This window comes from Odoribacter sp. N15.MGS-14 (genome assembly GCF_000980245.1).
Classification (GTDB): domain Bacteria; phylum Bacteroidota; class Bacteroidia; order Bacteroidales; family Marinifilaceae; genus Odoribacter; species Odoribacter splanchnicus.
Genome location: NZ_LARE01000052.1, coordinates 1 through 22,573 on the forward strand (window position 1 = coordinate 1; position 22,573 = coordinate 22,573).

Below are 22,573 nucleotides of genomic sequence, written 5' to 3' on the forward strand. Positions count from 1 at the left end.
AGGATAAATATCTGACGGATTTCTGGAAGTTTAACGGTAAATCGTGGGTCTCTGTCGCCAATTTTCCTGCTGTTGGACGTGCCGGTGCTGTGGCATTCGTCGTCGGTGAAGAAGGTCATCAGGTGGCTTATGTCGGAACCGGATACCGTGAATTTTTGGGTGTCGAAACATATTATGACGATTTTTATACTTTCGATGGAGTTAGTTGGAGTTCGGCTCCTGCCACTAAATTACCGAAGCCTAAGGATCGTGTAGATGGTGGACGTAGAGACGGTATCGCCTTTTCTTTAAATGGTAAAGGTTATGTCGGGACCGGACTGGTTAGCGGTGCAATGGTGGTGAACGATATTTATTGTTTCGATCCCTCTAAACCAGGAGATGATGCCTGGAGTAACGTTAACTTCCCTGGCGATCCCCGTTGTGGTGCCGTTGCTTTTGTGATCAAAGACAAAGCTGTGGTATGTCTTGGTGCTGCTTCTTCTTCCGGCTCCAATTTCCGCCGGGATGTATATACCTTCGACGGTACGACCTGGGATGATAAAGAGCCTTTGGTTGATCAGGACGGACGTGGTTTCGACAATGATTACAATCAGATTCCCCGCGCATATGCCGTTGCTTTTGTGTCTTCAAGAGATGGAGGTGTATTGAAAGGATATGTGGCTACAGGTAACGGTAGTTATCCGGGTACTTGCTGGGAATATAATATCGATACTGACCGTTGGGATGAAGTGACCGAGTTGCCTGCTGCGATGAACAGACGTGCCTATGCCGTAGGATTTACCTTTAATGATTACGGGTATGTGACTACCGGAGGATCGTCGATGAGTACTCCGATAGACATCGATACCTGGAAATTCACTCCTGGAATCGACGAAGACGATGATAACGACTATGCACCTCGTGAATAGTACGTTGCCGGATCGATTCGGATTTTGAAAGCGGAATGATATAAAGATGGGGCTCTTCTTGGGCTCCATCTTTTTTGATCCGTCTGTTTTTGAAGTTATGTTATACCAACGATCCATTTGGGCTTTATTTGTATCCGATATCTTTTTTATTTATCTTTAGCGCATAAACTTTAGAGAAAAATGAGGAGAACGTTTATTTTATTTGCTTTTTTGTTCCTGTGTTCTTGGAGGGGATATGCTCAGTGGAATACCAATAACATCCTCCGGATGGGACAAAATGCCATTTATTTCGATGATTATATTTCTGCTATAGATAACTTTAATAACATTATTCGGGTAAAGCCCTATTTGTCGGAGCCTTATTTCTTTCGGGGGCTGGCCAAATTGAATCTGGATGATTATGAAGGGGCGATACAGGATTATTCGAAGGCTATCGAGTTGAATCCCAATTATTTTCATGCTTATATGTATCGTGGAGTGGCTTGGCATAACTTACGTAAATATGAGGAGGCGATGGCCGACTATGCTCAGGCGATCGCTTTAGAGCCCAGGGATGCTTATGTGTATGCCAACCGGGGGATTACCGAAGCTGAAATGGGGGATTTTAAGGCTGCTGAAAAAGACTACTCGAAAGCGTTGATGATCGATAGTAAACTGGTAGCCGCTTATTTAAACCGGGCTGTGGTCCGGGAAAAACTGGACGATTGGGAGGGAGCGATGGCCGATTGTACTTCTGCTATCCGGTTGAATATGTTTTCGGACGATGCTTTCGGTTTGAGAGGATATTTGTGGTTTCAGCATAAAGAGTATCACAATGCCATCGAAGATTTTAACCGGGCTTTAAAAGCTAATCCCGAGAATAAGCGTATATTGATGAGCCGGGCGATGGTTTGGTATGAAATGAAGAAATATCCGGAAGTATTGAACGATTATAGTGAAGTGATCCGGATCGATAGCAATTATATTTATGCTTATTACAACCGGGCTATGTTGCGGGCAGAGGTTGGCGAGAAAAATGCGGCTATCCGGGATTTGGATAAAGTGGTGGAAATGAATCCCGATAATATCCTGATTTATTTCAACCGGGGATTGCTGAAAATGGATATCCGGGATTGGTATGGGGCTTACGATGATTTCACTGAGAGTATTCATTTGTATCCGGATTTTGTGAAAGCTTATCTGGCACGGGCGGCCGTTAATCAGGAGTTAAAGGATTTCGAGGCTGCCGATAAGGATCATTATTTGGCGATGCAGATCATGGATCGCTATAAGCGGATGAAAGAAGGAGATAAGAATGCTTTGGTAGATACTACGGCCAATTTCCAGAAGTTGATCGATATCAATGCCCGGCATGACGAAGTGCGGGATGTGATCAACGGACGGGTGCAGGATAAGAAAGTGATCATCGAATTGCAGGATGTATTTTATGTGCAATACCTGAGCCTGGATTCCTTGAGAAGTGGTAAAGTACAATATTATAACCGGCATATTATGGATTATAATCAGGCACATAATTATAATCCGGCTATTACGCTATGTAATAAAGATTTGGTATATCCGGCCGATTTTGCAGAATCTTATGTCGAAGAGCTGACCGGGCGGATAATGCAGACAGGGGATACGGATGCTTATTTGATCCGGGGAAGTATTTATCTCAATCAAAAGGAGTATGCCAAAGCCATCGAAGACTTTTCGGCGATATTGGAGAAAGAACCTGATAATCTTTTGGCACTGTTTAATTTAGCTAATGCCAGAATGTTAATGTTCGATTATATCGAATCTGTGGATGATAAGACTCCCCGTATTGTCGGTGAACAACAGCAAATGCAACGCAAGATAGATTATTCTCAGGTCATAGAAGGGTATAATGAATGTCTCCGGATAGACTCTGATTTTGTTTTTGCCTTATTCAATATGGCCAATGTATATGCCAAAAATGGCGAGATCGAGAGGGCTATCGAAACTTTTAATCAGGTATTGAGACTCGATAAGGATATTGCCGAAGCCTATTTCAACCGGGGACTATTGTATATCTATACCGGCCAAAAAGCTTTGGCAAATGCCGATTTGAGTAAAGCCGGTGAGTTGGGTATCGTGAGCGCCTATAATGTTATCAAGCGCTATTGTAAGGAAAACTGAAAGGCGGGAAAGCTATAAGCAAAAAGCAAAAAGCTAAAGGCTAAAGGCAAAAAGCTAAAGGCGAGTGGGGTTAGCCTATCGCTTTTAGCTTATAGCCTTTTAGCTTTTAAATAATTTTCTCCAAATCTTTCAGTGAGCAGGTTATTTCACTGTCGGGGATGGTATAATTTTGCAGGTTACCGGCGAAGTATTGTTCGTAGGCATACAGATCGATCATACCGTGACCCGAAAGATTGAATAAGATCGTCTTTTCTTTTCCTTCTTCTTTGGCCTTTTGGGCTTCCCGGATCGCCTGGGCGATGGCGTGGGTCGATTCGGGTGCAGGGATAATTCCTTCGGTACGGGCGAATAGTACTCCGGCTTCAAAAGTTTCTAGCTGAGGCATATCTACAGCTTCGATCAACCGGTCTTTTAATAATTGGCTGACGATCGCTCCTGCTCCATGGTAGCGAAGTCCTCCGGCATGAATATTGGCCGGTTCGAAATTATGGCCTAAGGTATACATGGGAATGAGAGGAGTCAGCCCTACGGTATCGCCGAAATCATATTGGAAGGTTCCCCGGGTTAGTTTCGGACAGGATTGAGGTTCTACCGCAACAACCCGGATCTGTTTCCCTTCGGTTAGTTTTTTGCGTAAATAAGGAAAGCCGATACCGGCGAAGTTCGAGCCACCGCCAAAACAACCGATCACCACATCGGGTTCCGCTCCTGCCTTTTCCATTTGAAGAATAGCTTCTTCTCCAATGACGGTTTGGTGCATCAATACATGGTTCAATACACTGCCGATGGTATAGTTGGTTTGGGGATCTTTGGCTGCCATTTCAACAGCCTCCGATACTGCGATACCTAAACTACCCGAAGAATTGAGATGTTCGCTCAGGATTTTTCTTCCGGCTTCCGTCAGTTCGCTCGGCGAGGGAATGACGTCGGCTCCCCAGGTGTTCATCATCAGTTTACGGTAAGGTTTTTGATTATAGCTGACCTTCACCATGAATACTTTTAAATCTATTCCGAAGTAACGGGCTGCGAAGCTCAGGGCAGATCCCCATTGCCCTCCGCCTGTTTCGGTGGTCAGGCGTTTGATGCCTTGTTTATAGTTATAATAGGCTTGTGGGATGGCGGTGTTGGGTTTATGTGATCCTGCCATACTGGTACTTTCGTTTTTGAAATAAATCCTGGCCGGGGTATCCAGGGCTTTTTCCAGTCCATAAGCTCTGACTAGCGGAGTCGGACGCCAGATTTTGTACAAATCTTGTACCTGTTCAGGAATTTCGATAAAACGTTCTTGCGAAAATTCCTGATTGACTAACTCTTCGGCAAAAATAGGCAAAAAGTCCTCTTTACTGGCTGCTTGTTTGGTTACAGGGTTCAGAGGAGGTAACGGTTTGTTGGTCATATCCGCCACGATGTTGTACCAGTGGGTCGGTAATTCTTTTTCTGTCAGGGTAATTTTCTTGTCTCCTTTCATGTTGTTTGCGTTTTAGTGTGTTTATCTGATTTTAATGATTAAGCAAAAGAAAAACGCCTGATGTTCGTAATAAACATCAGGCGTTTCAGTTCTTTTATACAATAGAATCACATTACCTCATCGTTTATTACGAAGTTCAACCGGCGCCACCACCAATTCTGAGTCATGTGATTTTGTTTTGTCATCTCTTCTATTCTCTTTTGATGCAACAAATATAGAAATGATTTTTTTTAAATTCCAAATAATAATGGATTTTTATTCTAATGGGTACATTCTTTTTGTGCTAATACTTTTTCGAATTGGGATAGACGTTCTTCCATTTTCCCTAATTCCCGGCAAGATTCTCGCATCTCTTTTTCTTTTTTCTCGATTTCTTCTTCTTTCTTGAGTAGTAGGGTTTTCAGGGTTTCTATTTCTTTGTCTTTTTCCAAACATTCCTCGCAGAAACCGAATTCGTTCCGATTGATTTGCCGGAGAGATTTTTGGTCTATAAGCGGACTTCCTATTTCACGGATGAGCCAATTGGCATTTAGTTCCGGGAATAGACGGATAATTCCCATCAGATGCTTGTCTGGTATGTGATCCCGGCAATTTAACCAGTTACTCACTTGTTGACGTGTCTTCAGACCAAGTTTAATTCGTAATTCTTCTTGTGAAATTTTTTTCTCATAGAGAAAATTAGCAAGCCTTTGATTTATTGACATATCCATGGTTGACGCAATATAAAAATGTTTACTTGTAAAGACCGTTTCTTGTGTTTCTTTTGAAAATTATTTACATTTGCCTTAGCCTTCGTTTATAAGTTATAATTAAATTTTGAAATTACGTCACAAAATGGATTGATAATAGTTGTTTCGTATAATTTGTTTGAGATAATATACGAATATGTTCTTGTTCGGAGAGAGGAGAAGCTTGGTGAGATGAGGGTGTCCAAAAAGTATTTGGCACCCTCGATTTATTCGTATCCCTATTGGAGACTGAAATCAAATATCCGATTCTACAAGGGGGTATTTTGCCTTTTTGGACACCCTCATATTTTATTTATGAATGAGTTGCGTGGCTAATTCTTTTATATCGATGCCTGAAAAATTGCCCGAAGTCATAATGAGCAATACACTATTTTCGTAATTCTTTTGTGTTAGCTCTTCTAGTAATTGCCGGTTATCCGTGAATACTTTCAATTGCGTATCGTCGAAACCTTTTCTGACATCTTCGGAACTGATCTCAGGTAAGCGTTTATGCTTTACGACTTCCGGATTAAAAAATACGATAGCTTCGTCTGCCAGGTCCATGGTATGACGATATTGTGGAAGGAAAGCTGCATTCAGGCTGCTGAAAGTGTGTAATTCCATACAAGCGATTAACTTGCGTCGGGGATATTGTTCCCGTACAGCCTTTATGGTCGCTTGTAATTTTGATGGCGAATGGGCGAAATCGAGGAATACGACTGTATCGTTTTGTTCGGCTATTTTTTGCAGGCGTTTGGCTGCTCCCTTATAAGTAGCGATGGCTTTTAAAAAAGCGGTTTCGTCGATGCCCAATTCTTTACAAGCCAGATAGGCGGCTGAAATGTTTTGCAGATTATGTTCTCCGAATACCTGAATAGGGGTCGGTAAGCTACCTGCTAAATAAGTGGTTCCTTCTTCGGTATAATGAGGAAAACTTGTATATGGGATCGCTTGTACAGAAGCAGGTACCCGAGAGGCGATCTGTCGTAAATTTTCATCATTTTCGTAATAGATGAGTTTACCGTTCGGAGTGATCTGTTGGGTGAAAAGAGCGAATTGTTCTACATAGTTTTCAAAAGTAGGGAAAACGTTCATATGATCCCAGGCTATGCCGGTGAGGATAGCGATATCGGGGTGATAATGGTGGAATTTGGGGCGTCTGTCGATGGGAGAAGAAAGATATTCGTCTCCTTCGAAAACAGCGATTTTACTTCGGTCGCTCAGGTGAACCATGGTATCGAAGCCTTCCAATAAAGCTCCGGCCATATAATCGAATTCTATTCCGCATGTTTTCAAAACATGCATGATCATCGAAGTTGTGGTCGTTTTTCCATGACTTCCGCCGACGATGACCCGTAATTTGTTTTTGGTTTGCTCGTACAGATACTCCGGATAGCTGTAAATCGGAATTCCAAGTTCCTGTGCTTTTTGTAGTTCCGGATTATCTTCCCGGGCATGCATACCCAAAATGACGGCATCTAAACGGGAGGTGATGCGTTCCGGGTACCAACCCCACTTTTCCGGTAACAGGCCTGCTGCTTCTAATCTGGATTTCGAGGGTTCGAAAATCTCGTCATCCGAACCGGTCACCTGATATCCTTTTTTATGAAGTTCTAACGCCAGGTTATGCATTGCGCTTCCCCCGATAGCAATAAGATGTATGTTCATAAACTTATTTTTATAGTGTTGTAGATATTCAATCGATTGTAAATAAATTAGTTCTGTGTGCTATCCGATAATCTTATAGGACAAAGATAGTTGTTTTAGGTACACAATTTGCAAAGAGAAATACAATTAGTCGTGACAAATTTTTGTGTAATTTAAAATCAGTACATGAGATTTATTTATTTTCTGGTCTTCGGAGAATACTTTTGTTCGAAGGGTGTGAGCCTTTCGGATATCGGATTTACCCTTATTTTTTCGAAAAAATCATCCGGAACCGTATGTCCGGCGACCTGTAATAAAACTTTTTGTTCAGGATTGCGTAAAATCTTTCTGTAATACTAAATAAAAACAGGAAATGAAAACAAAAGGTTCTACAGCTTGGGTCTTTACTACAATGGTTGCAGTAGTATTGTTTATGGCCGCTTGCGGAAATTCTCAGAAGAAAAAGGAACAGGCGAAAGTTCAGGCAACAGAGCAACCCGCTGATTCAGTAACCGTTATCGAGTCAGAGACTGTCGTTATTGCAGTGGATAGCATCGCTCCCGATTCTGCCGCTATGAAACAAAAGGCACCGACCCCTAAAAAAACTAAGTAATTTAAAGCTATAAGCGAAAGGCTAAAAGCTATAAGCGTTTAATCGTTCTTAGCCTTTAGCCTCTAGCCTTTAGCTTTTAAAGAATCATTTGCGGCATAAATTCGAAGCTATTGTATTGAGGACGCAGACGATCGGTATTATAGAATTTATTGATATCGACCAATTTTTTACTACTGGTGACAATATCTATAGGTGCATTATCATAACGTCCGTTTCTTAAAATGACTAAACGCCCGTGCATTCCTTTAGAGATTAAATCGAGTGCAAGATTACCATAAGCCATAGGCACGATAGAGTCCATCGCATCCGGATTTCCACAACGTACCAGATAACCAAGTTTTTGATTGATGACATTGATGGTTTCCCCTTTATTGAACTTAGGAGAAAGATTTTTAAGCTCGTTGGAAACATAATCTCCAATTCCTCCTAATTTCTTATGACCGAACATGTCCGCTTCATCACTTTGGAACATCATCTGGCCGCCGCTGTAACTAGCTCCCTCGGATACCAGTACCACTGAATACTTGCTCGGATTGGTATACCGGTCCTGGCATAATAATTCCGCTAACCGTTCGATATCGAATTGGTATTCGGGAATCACACAGCGGTTTGCTGCTCCTGCCAGTGTCGGTAACATGGCTGAGAAACCGGCATAGCGTCCGAAGACTTCCAGTACCAGCAGCCGTTCGTGTGAACCGGCGCAAGTTCGCAAGTCATGGGTCAGCTCGATCGTCCGGGTGATACAGGTACTGAAACCGATACAATAGTCCGTACCCGGTACATCGTTATCCATCGTTTTCGGGATCGCTACTACTTTTACTCCTTCCTGACTCAGGCGTACGGCATAGCTTAAGGTGTCGTCTCCTCCGATTGGGATGAGGTAGTCGATGCCGATAAATTCCAGATTCTTCAGGACTTCAGGGGTTAAATCGTTTATTTCTGCATTGTATTTGTCCTTCAGATGTTCGGGAACGGCTGATTGGGGGACATGCGAAGCACGTGTCCGGGATGAATGTAAAAAAGTACCTCCTGTTCGTCCTGCTTTATTTACGATTTCTTCGGTCAACTCGAAATAATTACATGAATTATCTACTTTTTTGTCCCGGATGACATCGACCAAACCCTTCCAGCCCCGCCGGATTCCGATCACTTTATACCCTTCTCGTAAGGCACGTATGGTGACTGCTCTGATGGCGGGATTCAATCCTGGTACATCTCCTCCTCCGGTTAAAATACCGATAATTCCTTTTGCTTTCTGATTCATAGTAATTGAAATTAATGTTAGTAAATTCACACTAAAAGTGATAAAATATATTCTGAATAGCAAAATAAATCGTCAATAAGTGACTATATTTGTGTGATTTTTTTTTGAATGTATTTAGAAAAGGATGTAATAAAGCGCTTTATGGCTTTATAGAGGTTTATGATTTTTTAATTTGAAATGAATAATTTTGTTGATTTTTGGGTAGGATTAGGCTATAATGGTTGGTTATTCCTGTTGTTGATCCTCCTTTTTTTTGCCCATTTGATTATGATCATTTTACGCAGTACGGTACTTACCACTAAAAAAAGACCGGCAACTGTAGAACCCGAGGAAGGAGTTTCGGTAATTATTACCTGTTCGAATAAGGCCGAGCTATTGAAACAGAATCTTGAAGCATTTCTGACCCAAGAATATCCGAAATATGAAGTGATTGTCGTAGACGAATGTTCCGAGGATGAGACGCAGGATGTTTTATCCGATTTGCAACAGAAATACCCGCATTTGAAGACTACCCGGATTTTTCCTGAAACGAAATTCCGGCGTACGAAGAAGATTGCTATTAATATAGGTGTCCTCGCGGCACAATATGATGTGTTGCTTTTTTCTGAAATTAATTGTAAGCCCGGATCCGGGCGATGGCTGCATGCGATGGCTTCTTATTTTACGCCCGATACGGCGGTCGTGATCGGATACTCCAATTATCCGGTAGACGGTGCGGGAGGAAAATTCAGGTGTTATTTCCGGTTCTTGTGGTTCTGGAAGACGATGGTGCTGAATAGACGGGGACTACAGGTGGTCGGAAATGGTAATAATATGGGATACCGGAAAAAATACTATCTGGAGAAAAGAGGGTTTACCGCTAATACCCAGGAATATATCGGTTACGATACAGAAATCGTAAAAGATATGGCTAAAAAAGGAACGGTCAAAGTGGTAAAAGACCCCGATACCCGGGTGATGATCTGTGACGAGCGGAAAAAAGCCTGGAAAGATGATTATTCTTATTATTATGCTACGAAACGTCGGTGGCCATTGGCTGTGCGTTTGAGTAGCGATGTCGACTTTATCGTTGAAAGTATCGTTTATTTGTCGGCATTTTATTTTATTATACAAGGAACATTACGTGAATACAGTGCCGGAATTATAATATTAACATTTTTAATAGATTTTATAGTAATAAATGTGGTATTAAAACATCTGGGGCAAAGGAAATTATTCTTAACTTCGTTCACTGTAAATACCTTGGGTTTTATATTTCAATGGTATTATAATTTTTATTCAATATTTACTGCAAAGAAATGGAGATAACTAACAACTTATCTGAAAAAGCTTTATACGACTATAAGATAGTTCGTAACGCAATTGCCGGAGATGAGAAAGCTTATGGGGAACTTTTTAAGCGTTACAAGGATTCTGTATATTTTATGATCCTTAAAATGGTAAACAATCGGACTGATGCCGAAGACTTGATGTTCGAGGCTTTCGAGAAGGCATTTGCCAGTTTGAACTATTATTCTCCACAATTTGCTTTCAGCACCTGGCTGTTTAAGATTGCTTCGAATAATACGATCGATTTTATCCGGAAAAGAAAGGCGCAGACTGTGTCTTTGGATGTCGACGATATCAATCCTGAAGACAGAGGGTATATCAATAGTATTCCAGCTGATGTCAGAACGCCGGATGAAGAAGCGATTCGTCAGCAACGTGCCGATTTTATGCGGGAAAAGGTCGCTCTTTTGAAAGGAAGATATCGCCGGTTAATCGAATTACGCTATTTCGACGAATTTTCATATGAAGAAATCGCCGATACCCTGGCTATTCCTCTGGGGACGGTGAAAGCTCAATTGTTCCGGGCTCGGGAACTACTCTTGAATATTTTACAGCATACCGAGATTGCTAAGGAACATGGTAAAAATTAATTTTATCGTTTTATTCTTTATTTTTCTTTCTCCAATTGTTTGTGCACAGAGGGTCGTCGTTTCGGATAGTGTTGTATTTTCCGGAGTAGTCTTCGACACTCAGGATTCACAGACACTTCCTAATGTGACTTGTCGTTATGGTGAAGGTAAAGCAACTATTTCCGATCAAATGGGATGCTTTGTGTTGAAAATCGGTCGTAAAGATACCGTCCGCTTTACTTTTGTCGGCTATAAACCTTGTACTGTTGTCATGCCCGATACTTTGCTCGAAGATCGGTACATGATGGGGGTTTTTCTGTCTCCCGATACCTTACAATTATCAGAAGCTTTGATTTTACGCCGGTGGGGAGAGGTGCAAAGACAAAATCTGATCAATGCCCGTAATAATATGACCGGCATATTGAAGCAGGCTTATGCGCCTGTAGACTATATGGATGCCGATATGAATCAACGGATGATGCTCAACGAATATGCCCGGAGTGTCGAGATGAAAGGGCATGTTGATGTCGGTATCGGAGTCGGTACACAGTCGGTCGATGCCTATAAAATGCTCCGAATGAGACGGCGGGTAAAAAATCAGAAAGAATGGCTCAATCCTAATGAAATCGATCTGTTAAAGAAGATTTATTATTTGAAAAAAAAGGAAAAGCAAGATAATTGATTCAAGATAAATATATCTTTGTAGTGCTATTGTGTCTGTAATTTTTCCTTGTTGGGCTAACCGGAGAAAAATAAAGATAGGCAAGTATTTAGTATTAATAAAGTTATGATTTTATGAAGAATTTGTCCATTGTATTGAATGTTGTGTTGTTCGTTGCAGTGATTGTACTTTATGTATTGTACTTTTCTGGCCATAAGTCACCGGAAACTGCAATGACCAGTAAAGTTGCCGGTACTGCCGATGCAACAAAAATTGTATATATCAACACGGATACACTTTTGAATAATTATCAGCTGGCAGTCGAATTGAACGAGGCTTTTCTGAAAAAACAGGAAGATCGCAGGACAGAATTGAATATAAAAGCGAAAGCAATCGATCAGGAAGGAACCGAATTCCAACGGAAATTGCAAAATAACGGTTTTATTTCCGAAGCCCGGGCGATAGAAGCCAGAGATCAATTGTTGGTGAAACAAGAAAATTTCCGCCGCTTACAACAGGAGATGATGGATAAAGCTTCCAGAGAGCAAAGCGAACTGAACAAACAGCTTTTTGACGAAATCACTAATTTCTTGAAAGAGTACAACAAAGAGAAAGGATTCAGTATTGTATTGAGTACTCAGTTGGGTGGAAATGTTTTATATGCCGAGGATGGTTTCGATATCACGAAAGAGATTGTCGATCGCTTGAATGCCAATTACAAAAAGGGCGATAGTCAGAAATAAAATGACAGAAGATTTTTGAAAAGGCTGAGTGATCAGCCTTTTTTTATAGGTAAGGGTTAACCATCGGAGCAGTTTATGCTTATGAAGGTATTTGAACGTTATTTCAGTCGGAATCCGGTCTCTCGTCAGCTTTCTTTTGAGGCAGATACTGCTGTGATTGTTATTATCCCCGTTTTCAACGATCCGGATATTTTTGCTACCCTGGATTCACTTTGCTGTTGTTCGGTGATGAATATCAAGGCGGGTGTTTTGATTGTAGTGAACCATAGTGAAGTTTGCCCGCAGGAAATAAAGACCCGGAATATCGGGTTGTCTGACACTTTGAAACGATATGTTCGGGATAGACAGACCGACCGGCTTCGCTTCGAAGTGGTCGAAGCATTCGATTTACCTGCAAAATATGCCGGAGTGGGATTGGCCCGGAAAATAGCTATGGATTTATCGGCTGCCTTTTTTTACCGAAACGGGCGAATCGATGCTCCTATTCTTTCTTTGGATGCTGACACTTGGGTCGAACCGAATTATTTGGAGGAGGTGGTCCGTTATTTTCAGGAAAAATCTGTGGCCGGCGTTTCTATTGCTTATGCTCACCGTCTCGAAGAAGCCGATATGACAGTTCAGGCCCGTGAGGCGATAATGAAATACGAATTGTATCTGAGGTATTATCGTTTGGCATTGGAGTATACCGGTCATCCCCATGCCTACCATTGTATAGGATCGGCTTTTGCTGTAAGGACGTTGGATTATGTGGCTCAGGGAGGAATGAATAAAAGACAGGCTGGAGAGGATTTTTATTTTTTGCAGAAATTGATCGCTACCGGTAGATATGCAACCTTACAGTCGACGCAGGTATATCCTTCTCCGCGATTCTCGGGGCGTACCCCTTTTGGAACCGGGCAGGCGGTCCGGCAGATCGTTCAGGAGTCCGGACATTTTCGGGTATATCACCCACAGGCTTTTCGGGATTTAAAATGTTTTTTTCAGGGAATTTCTACCCTTTATAAAGTGGATGAAGCTGGTGTTTCGGGCTATTTTCAACAGCAGACGAAGGATATCCGGCTTTTTTTATCCCAAATGAATGGAATTGCAGTCTTGGCGGAGATCAATGCAAACTGTGCTTCTGTAGAGCAATTTATGAAACGGTTTTTCGATAATTTCAATGCTTTCCGTGTGTTGAAATATCTGAATTTTGTGCATGAAAGTTGTTATTCGAAAATAGATATCTTGTCTGCGGCCAATAAATTGCTGGCAGAATTGAACTTACCCGTTGCCGAATCTTTGGAATGTGCCCTTCAGATTTTCAGAAAGTTATTCAGATAGGCGTGGAAAAAGAGGGGAAGAGAAGCTGGAATTGACATAAGAAGATATATCTTTGTCAGCAAATAATAAAAATATGGATTTCGAATACAAGATGGAGATCACTGCCGATCCCGAAGAGGTTTTCGCTGCATTGACCAATCCTTTTCAGATTGAATTGTGGAGTGGCTATCCCGCTGATATGAAAGCTGAAGAAGGTTATGTGTTTTCACTTTGGGAAGGGGATATTACAGGTGTTAACCTGGAAGTTGTTCCCGGTAAGCTGTTGGTACAGGAATGGTTTTTCGGTGAGCAGGAAAAACAATCTATCGTCCGCATTACCCTGAAAAAAGAGGGAGCCAGGACTTTGGTCGGTTTGACTCATACCCATATCCCCGAAGATGTGTACGAAGAGATCACCGAGGGATGGAAAGAATATTATCTGGAAGCGATAAAAGGAATGCTTGAAATGTATTGACGCCGGATCAGATGACTTTGATCGTCTGGCCCAGTACTTTGATTACCTCGCCTTTTCGGATTTTGGCCCGTTTCCGGCTTTCCGGTTCGCCATTACGAACCACTTCTCCATTTTCCACCAATGTTTTTGCCATTGCCCCGTTTTCGGCAATTTGTAATACTTTCAGCAGCTTGATCAGCTCGATATAATCTTCTGTCAATTCAAATTCCAACATTTCCGATCGTTTAAATTCTGTGTAAAAATACAACTTTTTTGGGATTTTGGGACGGACCTTTTGTCCCGGAATTCCTGTAACTTTATATGGGGTACATACCGTAAAGTAGAAACAAACGGGAAAGAAAGTATTTATTTTTGCCGTTCTGAAATTTTGATGGTTGTTTGCAATGTGTTACAGGACAATCTTTTATGAACGAAAATTAATTTTTATGAAGAAATTATTCTTATCCTTACTGGCCAGTGTTACCTTATCGTCCGCATTTGCCGAAGGATATCAGGTAAACGTTTTGAGTACAAAGCAGACGGGAATGGGACATGTCGGGACAGGTATGAAATTAGGAGCCGAAAGTATGCATTTCAATCCGGCAGGCTTGGTGTATCTCAATGGGCATATGGATATGTCGGTGGGGATATCCGGTATTTTTTCAAATGCCAGGTACAAAAACGGAGATTATTCTGCAAAGACAGATAATTCGGTAGGGACACCTGTATATGCCTATGTCGGATATCGGATTTATGATAACCTGGCAGCCGGAATTTCTTTGACTACTCCTTATGGAAATTCTTTAAAATGGCCCCAAGCCTGGAAAGGAGCTCATCTGATTCAGGATATCACCTTGAAATCATATATCATACAGCCCACTCTTTCGTATAAAATTCTGGATAATCTGAGTGTTGGAGTCGGTTTACAGATCGCTATGGGAAATGTAAATCTTTCCAGAGCTTTATTGCCTGTCGGAGCTTTGGTGCCGATTCTGGGTGCCGATTATCAGGATGTTGTACCCGTGTCTGCCACTTTGGATGGAAAGTCGAAAGTGAAACTGGGCTATCATATCGGAGTGATGTATGATGTTTGCGATAAAGTGACTTTAGGTCTTTCTTACCGTTCCCGGGTCCGGATGAAAGTAAAAGAAGGGACGGCGGAATTGGATTATGCCAGTGAGAAGATAAAAGATCTGCTGGATGCAACAGGACAAATACCTCCTTTGGATAAGGGGACTTTTCATGCTCAGTTGCCTTTGCCTTCGAATACGACTTTCGGGGTTAGTTACCGGCCGACCGATCGTTGGGAACTGGCTTTGGATTTGCAGTTTGTCGGTTGGAGTGCTTACGATTCATTAAATGTTGTTTTCAATGAGAAAGTATTGAAAATCGAGGATATAAAAGCAGAGAAAAATTATAAAAATACGATGATCTACCGGATCGGGGCCCAGTATATGGCGACAGACCGGTTGGATGTTCGTTTGGGATTATACTATGATCAAAGTCCGATCCGGAAAAATAATTACAATCCGGAAACTCCCGGTATGGGAAAAATCGGTATTTCGACAGGGTGTTCTTTCGAACCTTACCGGAATTTGCAGATCGATTTTGCCTTTTTGTATATACAGGGAGTCAGCCGGCATGGCTCTTACCCGGACAAATATAGTCCCGGCGGTAAGTTTTCCGGGAAATACGAATCGAATGCCGTTTCTGCTTCTTTGGGTTTGGCCTATCGTTTTTGAGAATAGAATTGACCTCCCCAAAAGCTATCCGAAATCAGCTGATTCGGATAGCTTTTTTTATGAGGCCGTTATATACATATTTGCATTTAAACGTACATTTAGTGTAAACATGTACATAAATACCGTTTATTAAATATATTTGTCTATTCTTAGGAACGGCTAAATCAGAACAGATGAAACACATGACTTTCGTACAATGGGCGGTCTGGTTGGGATTTATCTACTCGGTATGTTCTTGTCAGCCCCGACCGGATCTTAAATTGTGGTATACCCGTCCGGCTGAGCGGTGGGAGGAAACTTTGCCTTTGGGAAACGGACGTTTGGGGATGATGCCCGATGGGGGAGTCGTTCAGGAGACTATCGTCCTGAACGATATTACGATGTGGTCCGGTAGTTTTCAGGATACTCGTAATCCCGAAGCTTTGAAGTATCTGCCTGAGATTCGCCGGCTGTTATTGGAAGGAAAAAACGATGAGGCCCAGGAACTGATGTATAAACACTTTGCTTGCGGAGGACAAGGATCGGCTTTCGGACAGGGGGCGAACGCTCCTTACGGCGCTTTTCAATTGTTAGGTAATCTGCATTTACAATATCATTTCCCGGATAGTAGCGATGTCGGTTATTCCGCTTATGAGAGAGGATTATCTTTGGACAAAGCTTTGGCTTGGACCTGTTTCCGGAAAGGTAAGGTGAAATACCGGCGGGAATATTTCGTTTCCCAGACAGAAGATGTGATGATCATGAAGTTGACTGCCGACCGGAAAGGAATGCTGGATTTTGATGTTGCTATCGACCGACCTGAAAATTACACTTGTTATGCTAATGATGGGGTGGTTTATATGGAAGGACAATTGGATAACGGGAAAGGGAAGGCCGGAACGAAATATATGGTGCAGCTGAAAGTATGGACTGCAGATGGCCGGCAAGTGGCCGATTCGGCTTGTATACATGTCAAAGAAGCGACGACGGCTTATGTCCTGGTGTCCGCCGGGACAAGTCTTTGGGCGGCAGATTACCCGGAGCGGGTCGAAAAATTGATGCAGATTGCCGGTAATATGGATTATGGTTATTTGTTGGAGCGGCATGATTCTGCCTGGCGATATAAATACAACCGCGTGGAATTGGATTTAGGAACTCCGCAGGATATTTTGCCTACCGATCAGCGCTTGGCCCGTTTTCAGGAACAAGAAGATCCCGGTTTGGTCGCTTTGTATTTTCAGTACGGCCGGTATTTGTTGATCAGTGGTACGCGGGAAAATTCGTTTCCTTTGAATTTGCAGGGATTGTGGGCGAATAGTGTACAAACCCCTTGGAATGGCGATTATCACCTGAATATCAATTTGCAAATGAATTATTGGCCGGTAGAGATCGTCAATTTATCGGAATTGCATACTCCGTTGAAAAATCTGGTAAAGGATTTGGTGACTTCGGGTGAGGTCACCGCTCATTCTTTTTATGGAGCTCAGGGCTGGGTGGCTCATATGATGACGAATCCCTGGCGTTTTACTGCTCCGGGAGAACATGCTTCCTGGGGAGCCACGAATACCGGCGGGGCCTGGCTTTGTGAGCATTTGTGGGAACATTATGCTTTCACACTCGATCAGGAGTACCTCAGGGAGGTCTATCCCGTGTTAAGCGGAGCCTCCCGTTTTTTCCTTTCTTCTATGATCGAGGAACCTACACAGGGGTGGCTGGTTACAGCCCCTTCCTCTTCACCTGAAAATGCTTTTTATATGCCTGGTACCCGAAAGGAAGTCAGTGTTTGTATGGGGCCGGCTATGGATACTCAGATTATCAGGGAGTTATTTTCTAATACAATACAGGCTGCCCGCTTATTAGAGATAGATGCTGCATTTGCGGATTCTTTGGAGAAAGCGTTGGATAAATTACCGCCGATGCAAATCAGTCCGAAAGGGGGATATTTGCAGGAATGGCTTGAAGACTATGAGGAAGTGGATCCCCGGCATCGTCATGTCTCCCATCTGTTCGGTTTGTATCCTTCGAATCAGATATCCCTGGCCAAAACCCCGGAATTGGCCGAAGCTGCCCGTAAGACACTTCAACGGCGTGGAGATGGAGGTACCGGTTGGTCGATGGCTTGGAAAATAAATTTCTGGGCCAGGTTGCAAGAGGGAGACAAAGCTTTGGAATTGCTTAAAAATTTATTGAAACCGGTGGTTACCGGCGGTAAAGTAGATTATACCGGCGGGGGAACTTATCCCAATTTGTTTTGTGCCCATCCGCCTTTTCAGATCGATGGTAATTTAGGCGGTTGTGCCGGTATTGCCGAGATGTTGATTCAGAGCCAGCAGGGATTTATCGAGGTTTTGCCTGCTCTGCCTGCTGTTTGGAAAGAGGGGAGTTTTAAAGGCTTGTGTGTACGTGGGGGAGGTGTCGTCGATGCAAGTTGGAAAGCCGGCCGGCTGGAGAAGCTGACTTTACATTCCAGGGTAAAATCTGCTTTTAAGTTGAAAATTCCGGAGCAAGTGAAACGGGTAGAAGTAGACCGGCAACAGTATGATATTCAGAATGGTTTTATCCATCTGGCTTTGGATGAAGGGGAACAATGTGAGATTGTGATGAAATATAAGTTGTAACTCCTGAGGTGGTTATTTCGTATTTTAAGGGTTTTCAATCGATGATAAAACTATTATGGAATATAGAACATTAGCCCATACTGACTTGACCTTATCCGCTATCACCTTCGGCTCTTGGGCTGCCGGAGGATGGATGTGGGGAAAATCGAATCGTGACGAAGCTGTAAAAGCCATAAAAGCGGCCTACGATGGTGGAGTGACTTCTATCGATACAGCACCGATTTATGGACAAGGCGAGAGTGAGCGGATTGTTGGAGAGGCTATCCGGGGTATTCCCCGTGATCAGGTACAGATTCTGACCAAATTCGGTATGAGATGGGATTTGCCACAAGGTGAATTCGCTTTTAAAAGCAAAGATAATCAGGACAACCCTATAGATATTTACAAATATGCCGGCAAAGAGAGTGTCATCAAAGAGTGTGAAGACAGTCTGCGGCGGCTCGGTACGGATTATATAGACCTCTATCAGATCCATTGGCCGGATGCTACGACTCCTTTGAGTGAGACTTTCGAGGCAGTAGAGCGTTTGATAGAGCAAGGAAAAGTACGTTATGCAGGTGTGTGTAATTATGATGCTGCTTTGTTGGAAGATGCCGCTAAACTGATCGATCTGGTATCGGATCAGATTCCTTATAGTATGGTTAATCGGGGGATGGACCGGGATATTATACCTTATTGTATCCGTAATGAAAAATCAGTGATCGCTTATAGTCCGCTTGAACGTGGCTTACTTACCGGTAAGATGCAACCCGGATACCGATTTGCTGAAGGCGATCATCGGAAAGAAAACCCTTTTTTTACAGACGAAAGCATTAAAAGAACGAATGCTTTTTTAGAAAAATTGCAACCTTTGGCTGATGAGAAAAAAGCGACTCTCGGACAATTGGTGATCCGCTGGACGATCGAACATCCCGGAATTACCGTTGCTTTGGTCGGGGCCCGCAATCCGGAGCAGGCGATTCAGAATGCGAAAGCTGCCGATATAATCCTGACTCCTGAAGAATTACAATTTATCAATCAGCAAATCGATCAGATGTTGAAATGATTATTCTTATTTTGGGACGGTTCAGGGATAAAATCTGATATCGCCCCCTGTTTGGACTATTGTAATTGTTTTATCAAAAAATTGCATTATTTCTCTTGCCCGATTGGAAATTTAAGATATTTTTGTAAAATAGATGATAAATATTCTGTCGAGGCGTGGAAGATGAAATTTTAATAAAATGTTTACGCAAGAACGACCGGAAAGCTTATTCGATATTGTTCGATAAGTATTTCGAGCGGCTCTTTACCTTTGCTGTCCGCGTTGTGTTTCGGGAAGATGTGGCTAATGATATTGTGCAGGAAATTTTTATCAGTCTGTATGAAAAATCGGAAATCCTGAATTACGACCTTTCTTTAAAGTCGTATCTTTTTAATAGTGTGCGGAATCGTTGTTTTAATTATTTGCGGGATCGTAAGGTGGAAGACCGGCGTATGAATTTATATGCGGAAGCTTGTCTATGGTCGGATAATGTCGATTGGATAGAGGAAGAAGAAGTGTTGCGGAAAATTCAGGAGGTGATGCTGGAGTTACCCGAGAAATGCCGGGAGGTGTGTCGGCGGCGTTTTTTTGAAGGGAAAAAATTTGAGGAAATAGCCGAAGAACTCGATGTTTCCGAAAGTACTGCGAGGGTACAAACTCACCGGGGTATGGAGATGTTGAGGCAGCGTTTTGCGGAATATGATCTGGCCGTTATTCTTTTTTTTACTCCTTTTCTTTAAAAAAATACTTTTCCTGTAAACAAATTTTATCTTTTCGTGTTTAAGAGGTATCTAAGATTAAAGATCATGAAGATCGATTGGGTACTTTTAAAGCGGAGTGTATTATCGGATATATCTGAAGAAGAACGGAACCTGCTGAATGCTTGGTTGGATGAATCTTCGGAACACCGGGAATTTTACCGGGAAATAAAAACTTTTCTGTGTTCTCCGGAAAGTTTCCGGCCCACGGAAGAACGAATTCGTCGGTTCAAAGCTTCCTACGAAGCCAGGTTAACCGTTGCAGAACGTAGAAAAAGAAGGCACCGGATGGTACGGATAGGGGGGTGGGTGGCTGCTTCGTGTATCTTGTCGGTAGGGATGGCTTGCTTTTTATGGTGGCAGGTGACTTCATCCGTAAAAGAGCCCTTATTGACCGAAAACCGGCCGACGGCGACTATTTTGCCCGGAACACAAAAGGCTATTTTGGTAACCGGTGAGGGAAAGACTGTAAATCTGAATCCGGAAACCGCTGATGTCGAGATTGGAGAGGGGGTAAAGGCTAAAAACAGTAATCATGGTTTAATCTATTCCGATACGCTGACTGCAGGGATTGAAGATACCGAGAATCAGTTGATCGTACCTCGGGGAGGTGAGTATGCAATTGTACTGAGTGATGGGACCAGGGTGTGGTTGAATTCCGCTTCTGAATTGAAGTATCCGGTACATTTTGCAGGAGATATGAGAAGGGTGTATTTAAAAGGAGAAGCTTATTTTCAGGTTGCTCACGATCGGCAGAAAGCTTTTGTTGTCGTGACGGACGGTATCGAGGTGAAGGTGTATGGGACGGAGTTTAATATCAATACCCGGGTTGCCGATTATGTACAGACCACTTTGGTACGGGGAGCTGTTTCGATAAAAACCGAACGATTCGCTGAAAAAATGCTGAAGCCCGGTCAGTTGGCGCAGTTCGATCGCTTGACCGGTGAGACCGAGATTAAAAATGTCGATGTATCTAATTATATCGGTTGGAAATCAGGAGTCTATATTTTTGAAGATAAATCGATCGAACAGATTATGGATGAATTGTCTTTGTGGTACGATATCGAAGTCTTTTTCCGTAATAATATTTCCCGTAACCGTCATTTCAGTGGAAGCCTGCCCCGTTATCGGGAAATCGACGATATGTTGAAGGTCATTGAAAAAACTTCCCATGTCCGTTTCGAGGTGAAAGGCAAGACGATAATTGTAGATTAAACGTTCGATTAAATCAGTCGAAAGTTTATAAAGTCCATAAAGTTTATAAAGTCCCTGGGTTCTGCGGATACTTTGGTAATTGACAATTGTCATTTGACAATTGATAATGTATCTCCAAACCTATGGCTTCTTTTTTATTCTTCTGATAATCAATAATTATCTTCTTTATTCTTTCTCTCATTTTTCTTTTCTTTTTTATTTTTTCATGGAAGCGGAACTTCCAATAATTGTCAATTCTCAATTGCCATCTGTCCATTTTTCTTTTAGCGGATTCCCACCAAAAGAAACGAACCTTTTTTCAGTGAAAATCCCGGAGCAGCGCCAACCAATCCGGGATTCAGTAAGGTCAAAACTAAATACTAACCTTTTAATTTTTCAAATTTATGAAAAAAAACACAGGATGGACTCATTTTTATGAGAAAAAGCCGGTTAATTTTTTACGTGTGATGAAGCTATTGTTTGTATTGATGACGGTGACGAGTTTGTCGATTTCGGCCAAAACCTTTTCTCAATATCGGGTGACGCTCGATGTTCGGAATGTCGGAGTTATGGAATTATTCAAAGAAATCCAGAAAAAAACAAATCTTTATTTTGTTTACAACGTGGAGGATTTACAACAATTTCAAAATTTGTCGGTAACTGCTAAAAATGAATCTGTAGAGACGGTATTACAACGGGTTTTCGGCGATAAAACGCTGGAATTCGTATATGAAGGGGAGGTTATTATTGTGAAACCAAAAGCCGAAACAGCAACTCCTCAACAAAGGAACGAAGTGATGGGAAAAGTGATGGATAAATCCGGAACTCCCTTGCCTGGTGTATCTGTTTTGATAAAAGGTACCACCTTGGGAGTGGCAACGGATGTCAACGGACTTTTCAAACTCGAATTGCCTAAAATGGAAAATATGATTTTGGTATTTTCGTTTATGGGAATGGAATCACAGGAGGTGAGATATACCGGCCAGAAGGATTTGAAAATTTATATGCAGGAGGCGACGGCCGAAATAGACGAGGTGGTTGTGGTAGGATATGGTACAACAAGGAAGAAAGATTTGACCGGTTCGGTTGTATCGGTCAAAACGGCAGAAATTAAAGATGTTCCGTTTATGAGTGTGGATGATGCTTTAGCTGGTAAGGCTGCAGGGGTTGCTGTGGTAAAAGCCGATGGTTCGCCCGGTGGGGCTGTCCGGATACGTATCCGGGGAGGAGCATCCTTATTGGGTACGAATGATCCGTTGTATGTGATCGATGGAATTCCGACTCAGGTGACAGATAATTATATTAACGGACAATCGGATATTACTAATCCGCTGGAAGCTGCGAATTACGGTGAGGATTTCAACAATAGTGTAGAAGGGGCTTTTTCCAGGGGCTTAAATAATCTGGCGGGTTTGAATATCAGCGATATTGAGAGT

The 22,573-nt window shown here is 42.3% G+C and carries 20 protein-coding genes; 15 read left to right on the forward strand and 5 right to left on the reverse strand.

Translation table 11 applies throughout. The features are described 5' to 3' along the window. Both WS34_RS10845 and WS34_RS10850 read left to right on the forward strand, forming a co-directional pair. On the forward strand, positions 1-908 hold a 908-nt coding region (locus tag WS34_RS10845), incomplete at its 5' end, for a Kelch repeat-containing protein (protein ID WP_046404788.1). A gap of 180 nt (positions 909-1,088) precedes the next feature. Continuing rightward, positions 1,089-3,047: a tetratricopeptide repeat protein gene (locus WS34_RS10850; RefSeq protein ID WP_046404790.1), complete on the forward strand. Its 1,959-nt coding sequence runs from the start codon at positions 1,089-1,091 to the stop codon at positions 3,045-3,047. 106 nt (positions 3,048-3,153) lie between these two features. Here the strand turns inward: WS34_RS10850 and WS34_RS10855 are convergent, their stop codons facing one another. The 3 genes from WS34_RS10855 to WS34_RS10865 form a co-directional block, all read right to left on the reverse strand. Beyond that, the gene (locus WS34_RS10855) at positions 3,154-4,515 is read right to left on the reverse strand and encodes a TrpB-like pyridoxal phosphate-dependent enzyme (protein WP_046404792.1); all 1,362 of its coding nucleotides are present in this window, start codon (positions 4,513-4,515) and stop codon (positions 3,154-3,156) included. A 260-nt stretch (positions 4,516-4,775) separates the two neighbouring features. Further along, positions 4,776-5,075: a hypothetical protein gene (locus WS34_RS10860; RefSeq protein ID WP_229053262.1), complete on the reverse strand. Its 300-nt coding sequence runs from the start codon at positions 5,073-5,075 to the stop codon at positions 4,776-4,778. A gap of 477 nt (positions 5,076-5,552) precedes the next feature. Further along, positions 5,553-6,911 (reverse strand): UDP-N-acetylmuramate--L-alanine ligase, encoded by a 1,359-nt coding sequence (locus WS34_RS10865; RefSeq protein WP_046403064.1) that lies wholly within the window; start codon positions 6,909-6,911, stop codon positions 5,553-5,555. 352 nt (positions 6,912-7,263) lie between these two features. On the opposite strand from WS34_RS10865, the gene WS34_RS10870 reads away from it, so the two are divergent. Beyond that, a complete protein-coding gene (locus WS34_RS10870) occupies positions 7,264-7,503 on the forward strand; it encodes a hypothetical protein (RefSeq protein WP_013613395.1) in 240 nt (79 codons plus the stop codon). A 76-nt stretch (positions 7,504-7,579) separates the two neighbouring features. Here the strand turns inward: WS34_RS10870 and WS34_RS10875 are convergent, their stop codons facing one another. Continuing rightward, positions 7,580-8,767 (reverse strand): 6-phosphofructokinase, encoded by a 1,188-nt coding sequence (locus WS34_RS10875; RefSeq protein WP_013613396.1) that lies wholly within the window; start codon positions 8,765-8,767, stop codon positions 7,580-7,582. 177 nt (positions 8,768-8,944) lie between these two features. On the opposite strand from WS34_RS10875, the gene WS34_RS10880 reads away from it, so the two are divergent. From WS34_RS10880 to WS34_RS10905, 6 genes are all read left to right on the forward strand, one after another. Further along, positions 8,945-10,075 carry a glycosyltransferase gene (locus WS34_RS10880; protein WP_046404793.1) on the forward strand — a complete coding sequence of 377 codons (1,131 nt, stop codon included), beginning with the start codon at positions 8,945-8,947 and terminating at the stop codon, positions 10,073-10,075. Continuing rightward, entirely contained in the window at positions 10,066-10,686 is a 621-nt protein-coding gene (locus WS34_RS10885) for an RNA polymerase sigma factor (RefSeq protein WP_013613398.1), read from the forward strand. The genes WS34_RS10880 and WS34_RS10885 overlap by 10 nt, the downstream gene beginning before the upstream one ends. After that, positions 10,673-11,347: a peptidase associated/transthyretin-like domain-containing protein gene (locus WS34_RS10890; RefSeq protein ID WP_013613399.1), complete on the forward strand. Its 675-nt coding sequence runs from the start codon at positions 10,673-10,675 to the stop codon at positions 11,345-11,347. The genes WS34_RS10885 and WS34_RS10890 overlap by 14 nt, the downstream gene beginning before the upstream one ends. A gap of 113 nt (positions 11,348-11,460) precedes the next feature. Further along, complete coding sequence (locus tag WS34_RS10895; protein ID WP_013613400.1) at positions 11,461-12,069, forward strand: OmpH/Skp family outer membrane protein; 609 nt, start codon at positions 11,461-11,463, stop codon at positions 12,067-12,069. An 81-nt stretch (positions 12,070-12,150) separates the two neighbouring features. Continuing rightward, complete coding sequence (locus WS34_RS10900; RefSeq protein WP_157741861.1) at positions 12,151-13,389, forward strand: glycosyltransferase family 2 protein; 1,239 nt, start codon at positions 12,151-12,153, stop codon at positions 13,387-13,389. Positions 13,390-13,462: 73 nt separating this feature from the next. Continuing rightward, positions 13,463-13,843 carry an SRPBCC domain-containing protein gene (locus tag WS34_RS10905; RefSeq protein WP_046404796.1) on the forward strand — a complete coding sequence of 127 codons (381 nt, stop codon included), beginning with the start codon at positions 13,463-13,465 and terminating at the stop codon, positions 13,841-13,843. Between the two features lie 7 nt (positions 13,844-13,850). On the opposite strand, the gene WS34_RS10910 is transcribed toward WS34_RS10905, so the two are convergent. Continuing rightward, the gene (locus tag WS34_RS10910; RefSeq protein WP_013613403.1) at positions 13,851-14,057 is read right to left on the reverse strand and encodes an RNA-binding S4 domain-containing protein; all 207 of its coding nucleotides are present in this window, start codon (positions 14,055-14,057) and stop codon (positions 13,851-13,853) included. A gap of 211 nt (positions 14,058-14,268) precedes the next feature. Here WS34_RS10910 and WS34_RS10915 point away from each other — a divergent pair, with 211 nt between their 5' ends. The 6 genes from WS34_RS10915 to WS34_RS10945 form a co-directional block, all read left to right on the forward strand. Continuing rightward, positions 14,269-15,564, forward strand: coding sequence for an OmpP1/FadL family transporter (locus tag WS34_RS10915; protein ID WP_013613404.1), 1,296 nt, complete (start codon positions 14,269-14,271; stop codon positions 15,562-15,564). Positions 15,565-15,737: 173 nt separating this feature from the next. Further along, a complete protein-coding gene (locus tag WS34_RS10920) occupies positions 15,738-18,161 on the forward strand; it encodes a glycoside hydrolase family 95 protein (protein WP_046404797.1) in 2,424 nt (807 codons plus the stop codon). 55 nt (positions 18,162-18,216) lie between these two features. Then, the gene (locus WS34_RS10925) at positions 18,217-19,206 is read left to right on the forward strand and encodes an aldo/keto reductase (RefSeq protein WP_013613406.1); all 990 of its coding nucleotides are present in this window, start codon (positions 18,217-18,219) and stop codon (positions 19,204-19,206) included. Between the two features lie 155 nt (positions 19,207-19,361). Next, positions 19,362-19,925, forward strand: a complete 564-nt coding sequence (locus WS34_RS10930; protein WP_286693724.1) for an RNA polymerase sigma factor — start codon at positions 19,362-19,364, stop codon at positions 19,923-19,925. A gap of 66 nt (positions 19,926-19,991) precedes the next feature. Continuing rightward, on the forward strand, positions 19,992-21,158 hold the full coding sequence (locus WS34_RS10935; protein ID WP_046404800.1) for a FecR family protein: 1,167 nt from the start codon (positions 19,992-19,994) through the stop codon (positions 21,156-21,158). A gap of 383 nt (positions 21,159-21,541) precedes the next feature. Next, on the forward strand, positions 21,542-22,573 hold a 1,032-nt coding region (locus WS34_RS10945), incomplete at its 3' end, for a carboxypeptidase-like regulatory domain-containing protein (protein ID WP_046404803.1).